Source organism: Microbacterium sp. MYb72, assembly GCF_002979415.1.
In the GTDB taxonomy this organism is placed as follows: domain Bacteria; phylum Actinomycetota; class Actinomycetes; order Actinomycetales; family Microbacteriaceae; genus Microbacterium; species Microbacterium natoriense.
Genome location: NZ_PCOT01000003.1, coordinates 149,450 through 164,842, shown reverse-complemented (window position 1 = coordinate 164,842; position 15,393 = coordinate 149,450). Strand labels below are relative to the sequence as shown.

The following is a 15,393-nucleotide window of genomic DNA, read 5'->3' as shown; positions in this document are numbered from 1 at the left end:
CGTTCGTCGGGGCCGACGAATCAGGCGGGGCGTCCGGCGACGCCGAGCTCGGCGCGGAGCAGCCGCTGCACGTTCCCGCCGAGCACGGCGAGGATATCAGCCTCTCCCCACCCTCTGCCCAGCAGAGCCTCGGTCACCAGCGGCAGCCCTGCCGGGCCGTCGAGCCCCGGCAGGTACACGTCGGCAGGCACGCCCTCCACCGTGTCCTGCACGCAGCAGGGCGCCGTGGTGTCGGCCAGCACCTCGCGCACGAAATCCGGCCCCATGCCCACGTGTTCGACGCCTGCGACGCCGACCAGGTGCTCGAAGTGATCGAGCAGCGTGTCGATCGTGTACGCGCTCTCGTGCAGGTAGGCGGCGAAGAAGTTCACGCACACGACACCGCCCGTGGCCGCGATCCCCCGCGCCTGCTCGTCGGTGAGGTTGCGGTGGTGGTCGAACAGCGCCCGCGCAGAGGAGTGCGTGGCCATGACCGGTCGCGTCGCGAGCTCGAGCACGTGGTCGACGCCGCCGGAGCCGAGGTGGCTCACGTCGAACAGCATCCCGATGCGCTCCATCTCGGCGACCGCCCTGACGCCGGTCCTGGTGAGGCGGCTGCCCGCGGCGTCCTCGCCGCTGCCGTCGCCGAACGCGCTCCGGCCGAAGTGCGCGATGGAGCCGACGCGCACGCCGAGACGGTGCACGGTCTCCAGCAGCTCGACGTCGTCGCCGATCCCCGGCATGCCCTCGAGGGCCAGCACCAAGGCGATGCGCCCCTCCTCGATCGCGCCGTCGACCTCCGTGCCGGTGAGGCAGAGGGAGACGGCATCCGCGTTGTCCTCCGCGATCCGGTGTGCGGCCTCGATCATGCGGAGCGTGCGGCGCAGCGCCCCCTCCGGACGGTACTGGTCGTCGATGAACACGGGGAGGATCTGCAGATCGACGCCGCCGGCGTGCAGCTGCGGCAGCCACTGCGCACGGAAGTACTCCGACCACTCATCGGGTTCGCGGCTCGCGACGGAGCACAGCAGGTCATTGTGCGCGTCCGCGACGACCGCGCGGCGGTGAAGGTCCAGGCTCATGAGTCCATCCTCCTGTCTGCGCGTCCCGTATGCAGGTGCGCCGCGCGCCCCGTGCCGTCGTCGCCCAGGAAGGCGATGGGCTGGCGCACGCCGCCCTCCGGGTCGACGGGCAGCAGCACGTCGTCCCGCCAGGAGACGAGCTCGGTGCGGTAGGGCAGATCGCCGAGGTCGGCGACGACGCCCCGGGGTGTGCGGTCGAGCCAGAGCCGCCCGTCGTCGGTGCGGCTGATCGTCGTGATCGCCGTGCTGGACTCGTAGCGGCCCACGAAGCGCCCGGCGTCGTGCGGAGCGGGTCCGGATGCGGCGGGCGTCTCCTTCTGGCCGATGCCCGCGACCTCCCGCAGCACGTCATCGACCAGTTCGGCGAACACCGGATGGGGATCCCCTCCGTTCGCGAGCACGGCCACCGCGACTCCCTCCTCCGGGAGCAGACGGAGGCAGGCCGACTGACCGATGGTGTTGCCGTCATGACCGGGGAGCACGCGGCCGTCGCGTGCGAAGAGCTCCCAGCCGAGACCCCAGGCGACGCCCTGATCGATGTCCGGCAGCCGCACCTGGGGGCGGCGCATGTCCTCGACGGACGCCGTGGACAGCAGCCGGGATCCGTCCGCCGCGACGCCTCCGGCGAGATGGAGACGCCCGAAGCCCAGCAGGTCGCGCGCGCTCATCGCGAGTCGGGACCCCGCCGGGCTCCCCGAGCGCTCCATCGACCACACGGTCGTCGGAGCGATGTCTCCCGCCGCGGTGCGCAGATGTCCGACCGCCGTGCGGTGGAGGATCGCCTCCTCCGCATCGACGGCGGCGTGCCGGAGTCCGAGCGGATCGAGCAGGCGCTCGCGGAGCACCCGGTCGTACGGCGCTCCCCGCAGCACCTCGACGAGGCGGCCGAGGGTCGAGAACCCCGCGTTGTTGTACGAGAACATCTCTCCGGGGGCGAAGAGCTGCGGAGTCCCGGCGAGGATGTCGACGTAGCGCTCCAGGTTGTCGTCGCCCGCCCCCGTGTCGACGAACACATCGCCCTCGAAGCCCGAGGAGTGACTGAGCAGCTGGCGCACGGTGATCCGCGCCGATGCGTCGGCGTCGGCCACCCGGAATCCGGGCAGGATGTCGCGCACCGCCTGATCCAGCGCGAGCAGCCCCTCGTCGACGAGCTGCATGACGAGCGTGGCCGTGAACACCTTGGTGACGGAGCCGATCTGGAAGACCGCATCGGTCGTCGCCTCCACGCCGGTGTCGCGGTTCAGGATCCCGGTCGCGAACTCGATCGTCTCGTCGCCGAGGCCGATCGCGAGCGACAGCGCGGGGACCCGGTGCGCGGCGACGAGCTCCGGCATCCGCCGCTCGACCCAGGTTCTGATCGTCTCGACCTGCGCCATCGGCCCTCCTCGACCTCGTTTCTCGCGTCGAGCATACGAGCGGGGATACCGCGCCGGTTCGTCGCCGCGCACCACTCGCACGCCGCGGAGTCGTCGGATCGGCTCAACGAGCGGCGGCCTCCCGCGCCAGGAGGCTCTCCTTGACGTCGAGTCCCCACGCGAAGCCGCCGAGAGTGCCGTCCGTGCGGAGCACCCGGTGGCAGGGCACGAACAGCGCGGGGGCGTTGCGCGCGCAGATGGACGCGGCCGCCCGCACGGCACGAGGATTGTCGAGACGCGCCGCGAAGGTCGTGTAGGTCAGCGGCGCACCGGGGTCGATGCGGCGCAGGAGCTCCCATCCTGCGAGCTGCAGGGAGGTGCCGGTCTGCATCACGGCGACCGTGTCGATCGCGGCGAGGTCGCCCCCGTAGTAGGCGACCACGGCGGAGGCGGCGTCCGTCTCCCCCTCGAGGACCGACTCCGGGCGACGGGCGACGGCGAGCCGGTCGAGGATCGCCTCCTGATCGGCCGTCCACCCCGAGGACAGCACGCGCTGCCGGTCGTCGGCGAGGATCGTGAAGGGTCCGTCCGCGGTGTCGATGGTCTGGATGAGGGCGTTCATGGGGTCTCCTTCTTCGTCGTCTTCGTGCGCGCCGGCCTGACCGGCGCCGCGCGCCACAGATGCGCGCTGAGGTAGCTGCGCCAGGGCGCGACGCGCTCCGCCCAGTCCGTGAGGGGGCCGGGGTCTCCCGGCAGGCCGGAGGCCGCGGCGCCTGCGCGCAGCGCCACATCCCCGGGGAGCAGGATGTCGGGGTCGCCGAGCACGCGCATGCGCACGTAGTCGGCGGTCCACGGGCCGATGCCGGGCATCGCGAGCAGTGCGGAGCGCTGCTGCACCCCATCGTCGCCGACCGTGAGGGTGAGGGTGCCGTCGGCGAGCGCGGCGGCTGCTCCCACGATCGCCCTGATGCGCGCGGCGGGCCCGCGGAGCACCTCTGCCCCATGCGCGGCGATCGCCGACATCGTCGGGAACAGCAGCCCCGGCTCACCCGTTCCGTCGGGAACGGGGTGCGGCGTGCGCTCGCCGAGCGCGTCGGCCAGGGCCGTCAGCGCGGTGCGGGCCGCGACCACGGTGATCTGCTGCCCGATCATCGCGCGAATGAGCATCTCGTGCGGGTCGGCTGAGCCCGGGACGCGGATGCCGGGGGTGCGGGCGACCAGCGGCGCGAGCTCGGGGTGCGCGCTCAACGCGTCGTCGACGGCGAGCGGGTCGGCGTCGAGATCGAAGATGCGACGGACGGTCGCCACGAGCGGGGCGAGGTCGCCGAGCTGGGTGACGCTCGCGCGCAGACGGAGCCGCGAGGAGGCGTCCTGCCGCACCTCGAACCACGCAGGACCTCCTGCCAAGCGCAGATGCCGAGCGAACGAGTTCGGTGCGACCGTCTCGATGCCGGGCACGGCTCGCGCGGCCATCCACGCGAACACACCGGCCGCGTCGAACGGACCGCGATACGGAAGCACGAGGTCGATCGCACCGGGGGTGGGATCCGCCGCCGCGTCCCTGCGTCGGCGCGCGCGCAGCTCCCCCGGGGTGAGTCCGAACACCTCGCGGATCGTCTCGTTGCCCTGGCGGATGCTGGCGAACCCGGCGGAGAACGCGACGTCGGAGACGGGCATGTCGGTGCCGACGAGGAGCATGCGAGCCGTGTGGGCGCGATGGGCCCTGGCCAATGCGAGCGGCCCGGCACCGAGCTCGGCGGCGAGGAGGCGGGTCAGATGACGGCTGGAGTACCCGAGACGCGAGGCTAGCCCCGGCACGCCCTCGCGCTCCACGACCCCGTCGGCGATCAACCGCATCGCCCGCGCGGCGGTGTCTCCCCGGATGTCCCATGCCGGTGAGCCGGGCGCGGCCTCCGGCAGGCAGCGCTTGCACGCACGGTAGCCGGCCTCGTGCGCCGCGGCGCTGGTCGGGTAGAACGTGACGTTCTCGGGCTTCGGGGTGCGTGCAGGGCAGCTCGGTCGGCAGTAGATCCCGGTCGATCGCACGGCGGTGACGAACTGCCCGTCGAAGCGGGTGTCGCGGGCGCTGATGGCGCGATACCGCTCGTCGAAGTCGATCACGGGGAGGCTCATGGCTCCATGCTGTCACGCCCCGCCGACACGCACTGGCGGAAATCGGACATCGCTGTGGTCCCGCCTCACCGCGCCGGCGTCAGCGGTCTCGTCTGATCATCCGGCTCGCCGCGCGCAGCGGCGCGGTGACCGCCCAACTCGTGCTGCCGTGCAACGAGGCGATCGAGCGATCCTGGGCGGCGATCACCTCGGTGAGGCGCAGACGCTCGGTCTGCAACATGTCCACGACGTCGTGCAACGAGGCGACCTCGGCCTCGAAATGCGGGATGCGCGCCATCTCGGCGATGACCGCCCCGAGTCGTTCGAAGTCGGTCCTGATACGGTCGGCGACGCCGGCATCGGCGTCGAAGAGCACGCGAAGCGGTTCCTGCGCGATGTCGCCGACGGCGAGCACGCCGAGCCCGTGGCCGTGCTCGAACGTGAAGGAGCGGCCGGGCTCGGCGATCTCCTCCCAGAGTCTCCAGACGCCGAAGCCCTCGCGCCGCTCGGCGATGTCGTGGAAGAGGATCACCCCGCCGTCGCGGACCGTGTCACGCCACTGCTCGTAGTCCTCCCTGGCATCCTCATAGCCGTGGCGTCCATCGATGTGGAGGAGGTCCGCGGAGGCTGTGGCGAACTCCGGACGCGTCTCGGAGAAGTAGCCGCGATGCAGCACGACCGAACCGGCGTAGTCGCGCTCGGCGGTCGCGCGCACCGAGAGGTAGACGGAGTCGTCGTAGAAGCCCGCCTGATCGTCGCCTTCCCAGCTGTCCAGCGCATGGATCGTGATCGGGTGGCCCATCCGCTTCGCCGCCTCTGCGAACGCGAAACACGAGAAGCCGTTGTGGGTGCCGAGCTCGATGACATCCCGCGGTCGCAGCACGTCGACGATCCAGGCGGCGAACGACCCGTGAGTGGACCAGGCGGAGTCCACGAAGTGGGCCGGCAGCCAATAGGACGCGGGAGTCAGCCACGACGGCATCGACGTGCCGTCACCCGAAGTCGCACTCGTCTGTGCTGTCATACCGTCGCCCCGTCGCCCCAGTGTCCGTCCAGTATAGATTCCGCGGACGTGACCTGGAGCGACGGGGCCGGAGATCAGTGGAAGAAGTGGCGCTCCCCGGTGAAGAACATGGTCACGCCGGCCTTGCGGGCCGCATCCACCACCTCTTCGTCGCGCACCGAGCCGCCGGGCTGGACGATCGCCTTGATGCCCGCATCGATGAGCACCTGCGCGCCGTCGGCGAACGGGAAGAACGCGTCGGATGCCGCGACCGATCCGGTCGCGCGGTCGCCCGCCCGCTCGACGGCGAGACGGCAGGAGTCCACGCGGTTGACCTGGCCCATGCCGACGCCGACGGTGGCGTTGTCCTTCGCGAGCACGATCGCGTTCGACTTCACGGCGCGGCACGCCTTCCACGCGAAGATGAGGTTCTCCATCTCGGCGTCGCTCGGGCGCTCGCCCGAGACGAGCTCCCAGTCCTTCGCGACCGACCAGATGTCGTCGGGGAACCGGTCGGCGTCCTGCAGCAGCAGGCCGCCGGACACCAGGCGGACGTCCATGCGCTCCTGCTGCCAGTCCTCCGGGAGCTGCAGCAGACGCAGGTTCTTCTTGGCCTTGAAGACCTCGAGCGCGGCGGGCTCGAACGAGGGAGCGACGATGACCTCGGTGAAGATGTCCTTGAGGTTCTCGGCCATCTTGAGGGTGACCGTGCCGTTCGCGGCGATGACTCCGCCGTACGCCGACACCGGGTCGCACTCGTGGGCCCGCAGGTGCGCGCTGGCGATCGGGTCGAGGGCGTTCGGCGCGGTGGTGGCGATGCCGCAGGGGTTCGCGTGCTTGATGATCGCGACGGCGGGCAGCACCATGTCGTAGGCGGCGCGCAGGGCGGCATCCGCATCGACGTAGTTGTTGTACGACATCTCCTTGCCCTGCAGCTGCGTCGCCTGGGCGATGCCGTGGCCGCCGGCGCGCGTGTAGATCGCGCCGCGCTGGTGGGAGTTCTCGCCGTAGCGGAGGGTCGCGAGACGCTCGGCCTGGATCGTGAGGTGAGCCGGCAGGTCGCCCTGGTCGATCAGGGTCCCCTCCGCGAACCACGAGGCGACCGCAGCGTCGTAGGCCGCGGTGTGCGCGAAGGCGCGCGCCGCGAGCTCGCGCCGCTGCGAGAGGGACGTGCCGCCCTCCTTGATCGCGCCGACGATCGCCGGATACGACTCCGGCGAGACGACGATGGCGACGTTGGCGTGGTTCTTCGCCGCGGCGCGCACCATGGCAGGGCCGCCGATGTCGATCTGCTCGACGACGTCATCGCCCTGAGCGCCAGAGGCCACGGTCTCGACGAACGGGTACAGGTTCACCACCACGAGCTCGAACGGCGCGATGCCGAGGTGCTCGAGCTGTCCTTCGTGATCCTCCAGCCGCAGGTCGGCGAGGAGGCCGCCGTGGATCTTCGGGTGCAGCGTCTTGACGCGGCCGTCGAGCATCTCGTCGACGCCGGTGACGGCGGCGACGTCGGTGACCTCGAAGCCCGCCTCTCGGATCGTCGCGGCGGTGGAGCCCGTCGACACGATCTCGGCGCCGGATTCGGCGAGCGCCGCGGCGAGGGCCAGCAGCCCGGTCTTGTCGCTCACCGAGACGAGCGCGCGGCGGATCGGGACCGCATCGCGATCGCGGTACAGCGAGGGGTCGTGGCGGGGGCCGGCCATGGAGGGCTCCTTCGTGCGAGGGTGAGGGGTCAGGAAGCGGAGGACAGCGCGAGCTCGCCGGTCGCGATGCGTCGCACCACGTCGATGAGGAGTCGGCGCTCGACGGGCTTGATGCGCTCGTGCAGCGTGTGCTCGGTGTCGCCCTCGACGATCGGCACGCGCTCCTGCGCGAGGATGGGGCCGGTGTCGACGCCGTCGTCGACGACGATCACGCTGGCCCCGGTCTCGGCGGCTCCGGCGGCGAGCGCATCGCGCACGCCGTGCGCTCCGGGGAACTCCGGCAGGTAGGCCGGGTGGGTGTTGATCAGACGCGGCGAGTACGCGGCGACGAGAGACGGCGGCAGCAGGCGCATGAGTCCGCTGAGCACGACGAGATCCGGCTTCCAGACGTCGAGCTGACGGCCGACCTCCTCGCCCCAGTGCTCGCGGCTCTCGTGCAGGTGCCACGGCACCGTGAAGCTCGGGATGCCGAACTCCTCCGCGTGCGCGAGCCCGTCGGCTTCGCGGTCGGCTCCGACCACGACGACCCGCGCGGGGAAGTCGGGGTGACGAGCAGCCTCGAGGAGGGCACGAAGATTCGAGCCTGTGCCCGAGATGAGAACGGCGACCGTGAGCACGCGCCCAGTCTACCGGGGCGCCGCGGCGCGCCCGACCCGCATGTCAGCCCCCGGAGCCGCGCGGAGGGAGATCGTCCAGCGGCGTCGTGTCGAAGGAGGAACCGGCATCCGGCGCATCGTTCAGCGGCAGGTCGGATGCCGCCATCTCGGCGATCCACCGATCGGTGCGCTCCTCCGCGAGCTCGTCGCGGTGACGGGGCGCGAGCAGCAGGATCGCGGCGCCGATCAGCACCTCGCCGCCGAGCGCCATCGCGAAGGGCAGCGCCGCTGGTCCGACCACTCCGAGCCGCCCCGGACCGATCGATCCGTTCGCGACGACAGCGGCCGTCGCAGCCACGCCCGCGGTGAGCACGGCGATGCCCAGCGCGATCGCCCCACGCTGGGCGAGACCGAGCGGCGTGCCCTCCCAGACGAGACGCGAGCGCACCGCCCAGCCGGCGAAGGCGCCGGCCGCGATGGGGACGAGCACGACCACCAGCATCCACATCGAGCCGTTCTCGGGCAGCAGGCCCAGCACCGGGATGCCGGGCACCACGCCGAGCTGCGTGCCCGCCGGCGACACCGCCGTGCCGGCGCCGACGGCGAAGCCGGGACCGGCGAGCCAGGAGGCGGCCCAGACGATCAGCGTGGGGAGGTAGGCGAGATGTCCGAGGGTGAGCACGGTGGCGCCGAGCACGTCGACCCTGGCGGCTTCGAAGAGCGCCACGACCTGCCCTCCGCGCAGCATGGTCATCACCGCGACGGCGAGCGCGGATGCCGCGACCACGCCGACGACCGCGAAGGCCGCTCCCCGCACCGCTGCGGCGGGCACCGGCCCCCACTCCCCCCAGGAGTCGACGGCGTCGTGAACACGGTCGAGGATGCCGCCGTCGCCGTCCTCCCACGCGATGCGCACGGCTCCGCACACGGCGCCGACGAGGTAGACGGCCGGCGGCAGCAGGATCGCGAGGGCGAGAGGCGTGCGGGCGACGCCGAGGCTCGAGGTCAGCGCGACGCCGACGGAGATCAGCGCGAACGCGGCGGATCCCGAGAGCGCGCCGAGCAGCCAGGTGCCCGCGCGAGCCGCCCGCGCACCGGATCGCGCGGCGAAGAGCAGCGTGAAGACGAGGAAGGCCAGGGGCGTCACCGACAGTGTGAACGACGCCGCCTCCGGGGCGATCCCGGCGGCGGTCAGCACCTCGGTGGGGATCGTCAGATCCAACGGCGCCCCGTGCCCGAACTGCCACAGGGTTCCCGTGAGAGGCCACAGGGCGCCCCAGTCGGCGCCGACGCCGAACGCGAGCGTCCAGAGCAGGGTGAGGGGCGCCAGCAGCACGGCGAGACCGATCGCGGCCGCGATGGCCGCGTCGACGGCCGCGAGGAGCGCGACGAGGAGGCGTTGCATATCCCTTCGAGACTACGACGAGAACCTGCGGCTCCCCTCGGGGCGCGCGCGACTCGGGCGACACGATATCGTCTCCACGGAGGTTCCCCCGATGACAACTGCCCCGTCCCCTGCCCGCGCGAGCGCAGAGCCCACGAACGCTCTCGACCGCTTCTTCGAGATCAGCAAGCGCGGATCCACGATCGGCACCGAGGTGCGCGGAGGTCTGGTGACCTTCGTCACGATGGCCTACATCGTGATCCTCAACCCGATCATCCTCGCCACCCCCGACGTCGACGGCCACGTGCTGTCCGGCCCCGCAGTCGCCGCAGCCACCGCACTGACCGCCGGGATCATGACGATCCTCTTCGGGCTCGTCACCCGCCTGCCGTTCGCCTTCGCCGCCGGCCTCGGCATCAACGCGTTCCTCGCCTTCACGGTCGTCGGCACCGTGACCTGGCCGGAGGCCATGGCGCTGGTCATGATCAACGGCGTGATCATCGTGCTGCTCGCGGCGACCGGTCTGCGCAAGCTGATCTTCGATGCCGTCCCCGTGCAGCTCAAGCTCGCGATCACGGTCGGCATCGGCCTCTTCATCGCCTTCATCGGCTTCGTGAACGCCGGGTTCGTGACCTCGACCAAGAACGCCTCTCCCCCGGTCGATCTCGGCATCGGCGGCTCCGTGGCATCCATCCCCACCCTGCTGTTCGTCATCACGCTGCTGATCGGCGGCGTGCTCATCGCCCTGCGCATCAAGGGCGCCATCCTCATCGCCCTGGTCGGCGGCTCCGTGCTCGCAGCGCTCGTCAACCTCATCTGGCCCTTCGGCCAGGACTTCGGATTCAACGGCAGCATCGTGGGGCTCCCCGACCTGAGCCTGATCGGCCAGGTCGACTTCGGCTTCGACTTCGCGAAGGTCGGCGGCGTCACCCTGGTGATGTTCGTCTTCACGCTGCTGTTCTCGAACTTCTTCGACGCCATGGGCACCATGACCGGTCTCGCCAAGGAGGCCGACCTCGCCGACGAGAAGGGCGACTTCCCCCGGATCAAGTCGGCCCTCGTGGTCGAGGGCGTCGGCGCGATCGTCGGAGGCGGCACCTCGTCGTCGTCGGCCACGGTGTTCGTGGAGTCGGGCGCCGGTATCGGCGAGGGCGCCCGCACGGGCTTCGCGACGGTCATCACCGGCGCGATGTTCCTGCTCGCGATGTTCTTCACGCCGCTCACGTCCCTGGTGCCCAGCGCCGTCGCCGCCGCCGCCCTCGTGCTCGTCGGCGCCATGATGCTCTCGCAGATCAAGAACATCGATCTGAGCGACTTCCGCGTGCTGCTGCCGGTGTTCCTCACCGCCACGGTGATGCCGATGACCTACTCGATCGCCAACGGCATCGGGGCGGGCTTCGTCAGCTGGATCGTCGTGAACGCGTTCTCCGGCAAGGCCAAGACGATCCACCCGCTGCTGTGGGCGGTCGGTGTCGGCTTCGTGCTGTTCTTCGCCCGCGGCCCGATCGAGGCGCTGCTCGGCGCCTGACACCCGCACGACAGAGGGGCGGATGCTGCAGCATCCGCCCCTCTGTCGTCTCTGCCGCCCCCTCTGCCGTCTCTGCCGCCCCTCTGCCGTCTCTGCCGCCCCTCTGTCGTCTCACCGCCCCTCGGACCGTCGCACGTTCATCGGACGATCGCACGTTCCTCGGACGATCCGCCGCCGATCATCCGAAAAAGCGACAACCCTCCGAAAACACGAGGACGAGCATCCGCCCGAGTGCACGAACGGGCGAGCGGATGCCGCGAGCGGATGCCGCAGCCGGACATGCAAGAAGGCCCCGGGGTGGAGCCCGGGGCCTTCATGTCAAGCGTAGCTCAGATCAGAGAGCTTCCACGATCGCGCGCATCAGGTCGGCGGTCTCGGACGGCGTCTTGCCGACCTTGACCCCGGCGGCCTCGAGGGCCTCCTTCTTGGCCTGAGCGGTGCCTGCCGAGCCCGAGACGATGGCGCCGGCGTGGCCCATGGTCTTGCCCTCGGGGGCGGTGAAGCCCGCGACGTAGCCGACGACCGGCTTCGTGACGTTCGCCTTGATGTAGTCGGCCGCGCGCTCTTCCGCGTCGCCGCCGATCTCGCCGATCATGACGATGGCCTTGGTCTCGGGGTCGGCCTCGAACGCGGCGAGCGCGTCGATGTGCGTGGTGCCGATGATCGGGTCGCCGCCGATGCCGATGGCGGTCGAGAAGCCCAGGTCGCGCAGCTCGAACATCATCTGGTAGGTCAGGGTGCCCGACTTCGACACGAGGCCGATCGGGCCCTTGCCGGTGATGTTCGCCGGGGTGATGCCGACGAGCGCCTCACCCGGCGTGATGATGCCGGGGCAGTTCGGGCCGATGATGCGGGTCTTGTTGCCCTTGCTCTGCGCGTAGGCCCAGGCCTCGGCCGAGTCGCCGACGGGGACGCCCTCGGTGATGACGACGAGGAGCGGGATCTCGGCGTCGATGGCCTCGATCATCGCGTCCTTCGTGAAGGCGCCGGGGACGAAGGCGATCGACACGTCGGCGCCGGTCTCCTTCATGGCCTCGGCAACCGAGGCGAAGACGGGGAGCTCGACGGCGTTGCCGTCCTTGTCCGTGTGCGCGACAGTGGTGCCGGCCTTGCGGGCGTTGACGCCGCCGACGACCTGGGTGCCGGCCTTCAGCATGAGCGCCGTGTGCTTGGTGCCCTCGCCGCCGGTGATGCCCTGGACGATGACCTTGGAGTCCTTGTTGAGGTAGATCGACATTTCTCTAGTCCTTGTGTCTCTCTGCGATCAGGCGTTGGCGAGCTCGGCGGCCTTGTCGGCGCCCTCGTCCATCGTGGCGGCCAGGGTGACGAGCGGGTGCGCGTACTCGGCGAGGATCGCGCGGCCCTCGTCGACGCGGTTGCCGTCGAGGCGCACGACGAGGGGCTTGGATGCCGCGGCGCCCAGCGTCTCGAGGGCGCCCTTGATTCCGTTGGCCACGGCGTCGCACGCCGTGATGCCGCCGAAGACGTTGACGAACACGCTCTTGACCTGCGGGTCGCCGAGGATCACGTCGAGACCCGCGGCCATGACCTCGGCCGAGGCGCCGCCGCCGATGTCGAGGAAGTTGGCGGGCTTGACGCCGTTGTGGTTCTCACCGGCGTAGGCGACGACGTCGAGCGTCGACATGACCAGGCCTGCGCCGTTGCCGATGATGCCGACCTCGCCGTCGAGCTTCACGTAGTTCAGGCCGCTCGCCTTGGCCTTGGCCTCGAGCGGGTCGGCTGCGTCCTTGTCCTCGAGCGCCTCGTGCTCGGGGTGGCGGATCTCGGAGGCGTTGTCGTCGAGCGTGACCTTGCCGTCGAGCGCGATGATATCGCCCTCTTCGGTGCGGACCAGCGGGTTGACCTCGACGAGCGTCGCGTCCTCGCCCTTGTAGACGTCGAAGAGCTTCACGAAGACGTCGGAGACCTTCTCGACGAGGTCCTCGGGGAAGTTCGCCGCGCGGGCGATCTCGACGGCCTTCGCCTTGTCGATGCCCGTGAGCGGGTTGACCTCGACGCGGGCGAGCGCCTCTGGGCGCTCGACGGCGAGCTCCTCGATCTCCATGCCGCCCTCGACCGAGCAGAGGCTCAGGTAGGAGCGGTTGGCGCGGTCGAGCAGCACGGAGAAGTAGAACTCCTCGGCGATGCGGGCGCCCTGTGCGACCATGACGCGCTTGACGATGTGGCCCTTGATGTCGAGGCCGAGGATGGCCTTGGCCGCCTCGTACGCCTCTTCGGGGGTCTTCGCGACCTTGACGCCGCCTGCCTTGCCGCGACCACCGGTCTTGACCTGTGCCTTGACGACGACGACTCCGCCGATCTTCTCAGCGGCTGCCTTCACCTCCTCGGGGGTGTCGGCGACGATGCCGGCGAGGACCGGCACTCCGTACTTCTCGAAAACGTCTCGTGCCTGGTACTCGTACAGATCCACTGTGGTTCCTTCACTGGGATGCGGCTGGTTTTTCTCTCGATGTCGAGACATCGACCAGTCCCCCAGCTTACTACCTCGCTCTGAGCGCCCCGTGCCGGGAAGCCGCCTCGCAGTTCGCCCGCGAGGTTCTAGGCTTTCGTCATGCGAGACTTCCCCGAACCGCGCTCCGCCGTCGTCGCCGCAGCGCTCGAACTGTTCCAGACCCAGGGTTTCGACCAGACGTCCGTCGAGCAGATCGCCAAGGCCGCCGGCGTCTCGCGGTCGACCTTCTTCCGCCAGTTCGGCGGCAAGGAGGACGTGGTGTTCGCCGATCACGAGGTCCTCATCGAGCAGCTCAGGGAGTTCCTCGCCGAGGGGCACGAAGACCCGTGGGGCGCCGTGTGCGCGGCATCGGAGTCCGTCTTCTCGCACTTCGCGAACGATCCGGAGCTCGCTCGTCGTCGCTACCAGATCGTGCGGCAGGTCCCCGTGCTGCGTGAGCGGGAGATCATCACCGTGTTCCGCTACGAGCGCCTGTTCGACGACTACCTGCGCACGTCCCTCCCCGGCATCGACCCGCTGGACGCGGTGGGCTTCGCCGCCCTCGTGACGGCGGTGCACAACCACGTGCTGCGCCAGCTGCTGCGCGGCAAGAAGAAGGTGCCGCTGTCGACGCTGCAGTCGGCGCTGGCCGATGTGCGGCGCCGCTACGGCGTGCCCGCCGAGGCACCTGCGGAGGCTCCGGACGACGTGGTGGTCGCCGTCTTCCCCCGTTCGATGCCGATCGCCGAGGTCACCCGCCGCCTGCGCACGCAGCTCGACTGAGCTCCCGGGCTCGCGCCCCTCACCCCGCGTCGCGACCCGTCGCGAACGGCGGGTTCTCGGCGCACGCACACGCCGTTCGCGACGGCTCGGCGGTCTCGCGCGCCCGGGCTCGTGAAACTGAGTATCGAGGAGTACGATACTTGGTGCCACGAAGGAGCTTCCCATGAGCACTGCAGCTTCCCCCTTCCCCGGCGAGCGCGTCTCGTCGTACGACATCACCGGTCGCCAGGACAGCGACTACTACGCCGTCTTCCTCGACATCCCCGCCGCCGACCGCGAGGCGTGGGATCGCGCACGCGCGTACATCGACGAGGTCGGCCCGCAGATGGCGGATGCCTGGGACCGCGCGGAGTACCCGCTGGATGCCGCCCGCCGCATGGGCGAGATGGACCTCGTCGTCGACGGCATCGAGCATCCGTCGCTCACCCGCCTGTCGCCGCTGGCCGCGGGGCTCGTGAACATGGAGATCTCCCGCGGAGACGGATCGCTCGGCACCGTGCTCGCCGTGCAGGGCGGTCTCGCGCTGCGCACGCTCGCGCTGTTCGGCTCCGACGCGCAGCAGGAGAAGTGGCTGACGGGCCTCGCCGACGGCTCCGTCCTCGGCTCGTTCGCCCTCACCGAGCCCGATCACGGCTCCGACTCCGTGTCGCTCGAGACCGTCGCCCGTCGAGACGGCGAGGAGTGGGTCATCCGCGGCGCCAAGAAGTGGATCGGCAACGGCGCCTCCGGCGGCATCACGTTCGTGTGGGCGCGCGTCGACGACCCGGATGCCGCCGAGCACGGCGCCGTCCGCTGCTTCCTCGTCGAGCAGGACACCCCCGGCTACGTCGGCACCGTCATCCGCGGCAAGGCCTCACTGCGCGCCATCTACCAGGCGCACATCGCCCTGGACGACGTACGGGTGCCCCTCGACGCCGTGCTCCCCGGCACCCACAGCTTCAAGGACGCCTCGACCGTGCTCTACGCGACGCGATCCGGCGTGGCCTGGTCGGCTCTCGGGCACGCGACCGCCTGCTACGAGGCCGCACTCGCCTACGCGAAGGAGCGCGTGCAGTTCGGCAAACCGCTCGCGAAGTTCCAGATGGTGCAGGAGCGGCTCACGCACATGCTCGAGGACCTCACCGCCATGCAGCTGTACTGCCGTCGCCTCGCCGACCTGGAGACGGCGGGCGAGCTGCGGCCGACGCAGGCGTCGCTCGCCAAGTTCCACAACACCCGCGCCGCCCGCCGCATCGCCTCGACGGCCCGCGACCTGCTCGGTGGCAACGGCATCCTGCTCGAGAACGGCGTCATGCAGCACATGGCCGACATCGAGGCGATCCACACGTACGAGGGCACCGAGAGCGTGCAGGCCCTGCTGCTCGGCCGCGACATCACGGGGATGAGCGCCTTCGCCTGAACGGAGGCCGCCGGTCG

13 protein-coding genes are annotated in these 15,393 nt (G+C 70.6%); 3 read left to right on the top strand and 10 right to left on the bottom strand.

The genetic code is table 11. The features are described 5' to 3' along the window. Window positions 1-20: 20 nt before the first annotated feature. From CQ047_RS02865 to CQ047_RS02830, 8 genes are all read right to left on the bottom strand, one after another. Window positions 21-1,061 (bottom strand): dipeptidase, encoded by a 1,041-nt coding sequence (locus CQ047_RS02865; RefSeq protein WP_105672763.1) that lies wholly within the window; start codon window positions 1,059-1,061, stop codon window positions 21-23. Then, a complete protein-coding gene (locus tag CQ047_RS02860) occupies window positions 1,058-2,437 on the bottom strand; it encodes a serine hydrolase (RefSeq protein WP_105672762.1) in 1,380 nt (459 codons plus the stop codon). The genes CQ047_RS02865 and CQ047_RS02860 overlap by 4 nt, the downstream gene beginning before the upstream one ends. A gap of 103 nt (window positions 2,438-2,540) precedes the next feature. Continuing rightward, a complete protein-coding gene (locus CQ047_RS02855) occupies window positions 2,541-3,038 on the bottom strand; it encodes a methylated-DNA--[protein]-cysteine S-methyltransferase (RefSeq protein ID WP_105672761.1) in 498 nt (165 codons plus the stop codon). Beyond that, window positions 3,035-4,549, bottom strand: coding sequence for a DNA-3-methyladenine glycosylase 2 family protein (locus CQ047_RS02850; protein WP_105672760.1), 1,515 nt, complete (start codon window positions 4,547-4,549; stop codon window positions 3,035-3,037). Before CQ047_RS02850 ends, CQ047_RS02855 begins: the two co-directional genes overlap by 4 nt. 79 nt (window positions 4,550-4,628) lie before the next feature. Continuing rightward, window positions 4,629-5,552, bottom strand: a complete 924-nt coding sequence (locus CQ047_RS02845; RefSeq protein ID WP_223586919.1) for a class I SAM-dependent methyltransferase — start codon at window positions 5,550-5,552, stop codon at window positions 4,629-4,631. 74 nt (window positions 5,553-5,626) lie between these two features. Continuing rightward, a complete protein-coding gene (gene purH / locus CQ047_RS02840) occupies window positions 5,627-7,234 on the bottom strand; it encodes a bifunctional phosphoribosylaminoimidazolecarboxamide formyltransferase/IMP cyclohydrolase (RefSeq protein WP_105672759.1) in 1,608 nt (535 codons plus the stop codon). Window positions 7,235-7,263: 29 nt separating this feature from the next. Then, window positions 7,264-7,851: a phosphoribosylglycinamide formyltransferase gene (purN, locus tag CQ047_RS02835; RefSeq protein ID WP_105672758.1), complete on the bottom strand. Its 588-nt coding sequence runs from the start codon at window positions 7,849-7,851 to the stop codon at window positions 7,264-7,266. A gap of 43 nt (window positions 7,852-7,894) precedes the next feature. Then, the gene (locus CQ047_RS02830; protein WP_105672757.1) at window positions 7,895-9,235 is read right to left on the bottom strand and encodes a DUF6350 family protein; all 1,341 of its coding nucleotides are present in this window, start codon (window positions 9,233-9,235) and stop codon (window positions 7,895-7,897) included. 91 nt (window positions 9,236-9,326) lie between these two features. On the opposite strand from CQ047_RS02830, the gene CQ047_RS02825 reads away from it, so the two are divergent. Then, the gene (locus CQ047_RS02825) at window positions 9,327-10,742 is read left to right on the top strand and encodes an NCS2 family permease (protein WP_105672756.1); all 1,416 of its coding nucleotides are present in this window, start codon (window positions 9,327-9,329) and stop codon (window positions 10,740-10,742) included. 334 nt (window positions 10,743-11,076) lie between these two features. Here CQ047_RS02825 and sucD read toward each other — a convergent pair whose 3' ends face one another. Both sucD and sucC read right to left on the bottom strand, forming a co-directional pair. Next, complete coding sequence (sucD, locus tag CQ047_RS02820; RefSeq protein ID WP_105672755.1) at window positions 11,077-11,979, bottom strand: succinate--CoA ligase subunit alpha; 903 nt, start codon at window positions 11,977-11,979, stop codon at window positions 11,077-11,079. 27 nt (window positions 11,980-12,006) lie between these two features. Continuing rightward, window positions 12,007-13,173, bottom strand: coding sequence for an ADP-forming succinate--CoA ligase subunit beta (gene sucC, locus CQ047_RS02815; RefSeq protein ID WP_105672754.1), 1,167 nt, complete (start codon window positions 13,171-13,173; stop codon window positions 12,007-12,009). Window positions 13,174-13,314: 141 nt separating this feature from the next. Here sucC and CQ047_RS02810 point away from each other — a divergent pair, with 141 nt between their 5' ends. Both CQ047_RS02810 and CQ047_RS02805 read left to right on the top strand, forming a co-directional pair. Next, the gene (locus tag CQ047_RS02810; RefSeq protein WP_105672753.1) at window positions 13,315-13,977 is read left to right on the top strand and encodes a TetR/AcrR family transcriptional regulator; all 663 of its coding nucleotides are present in this window, start codon (window positions 13,315-13,317) and stop codon (window positions 13,975-13,977) included. A gap of 163 nt (window positions 13,978-14,140) precedes the next feature. After that, on the top strand, window positions 14,141-15,376 hold the full coding sequence (locus CQ047_RS02805; protein ID WP_105672752.1) for an acyl-CoA dehydrogenase family protein: 1,236 nt from the start codon (window positions 14,141-14,143) through the stop codon (window positions 15,374-15,376). The last annotated feature ends 17 nt before the right edge of the window (window positions 15,377-15,393 follow it).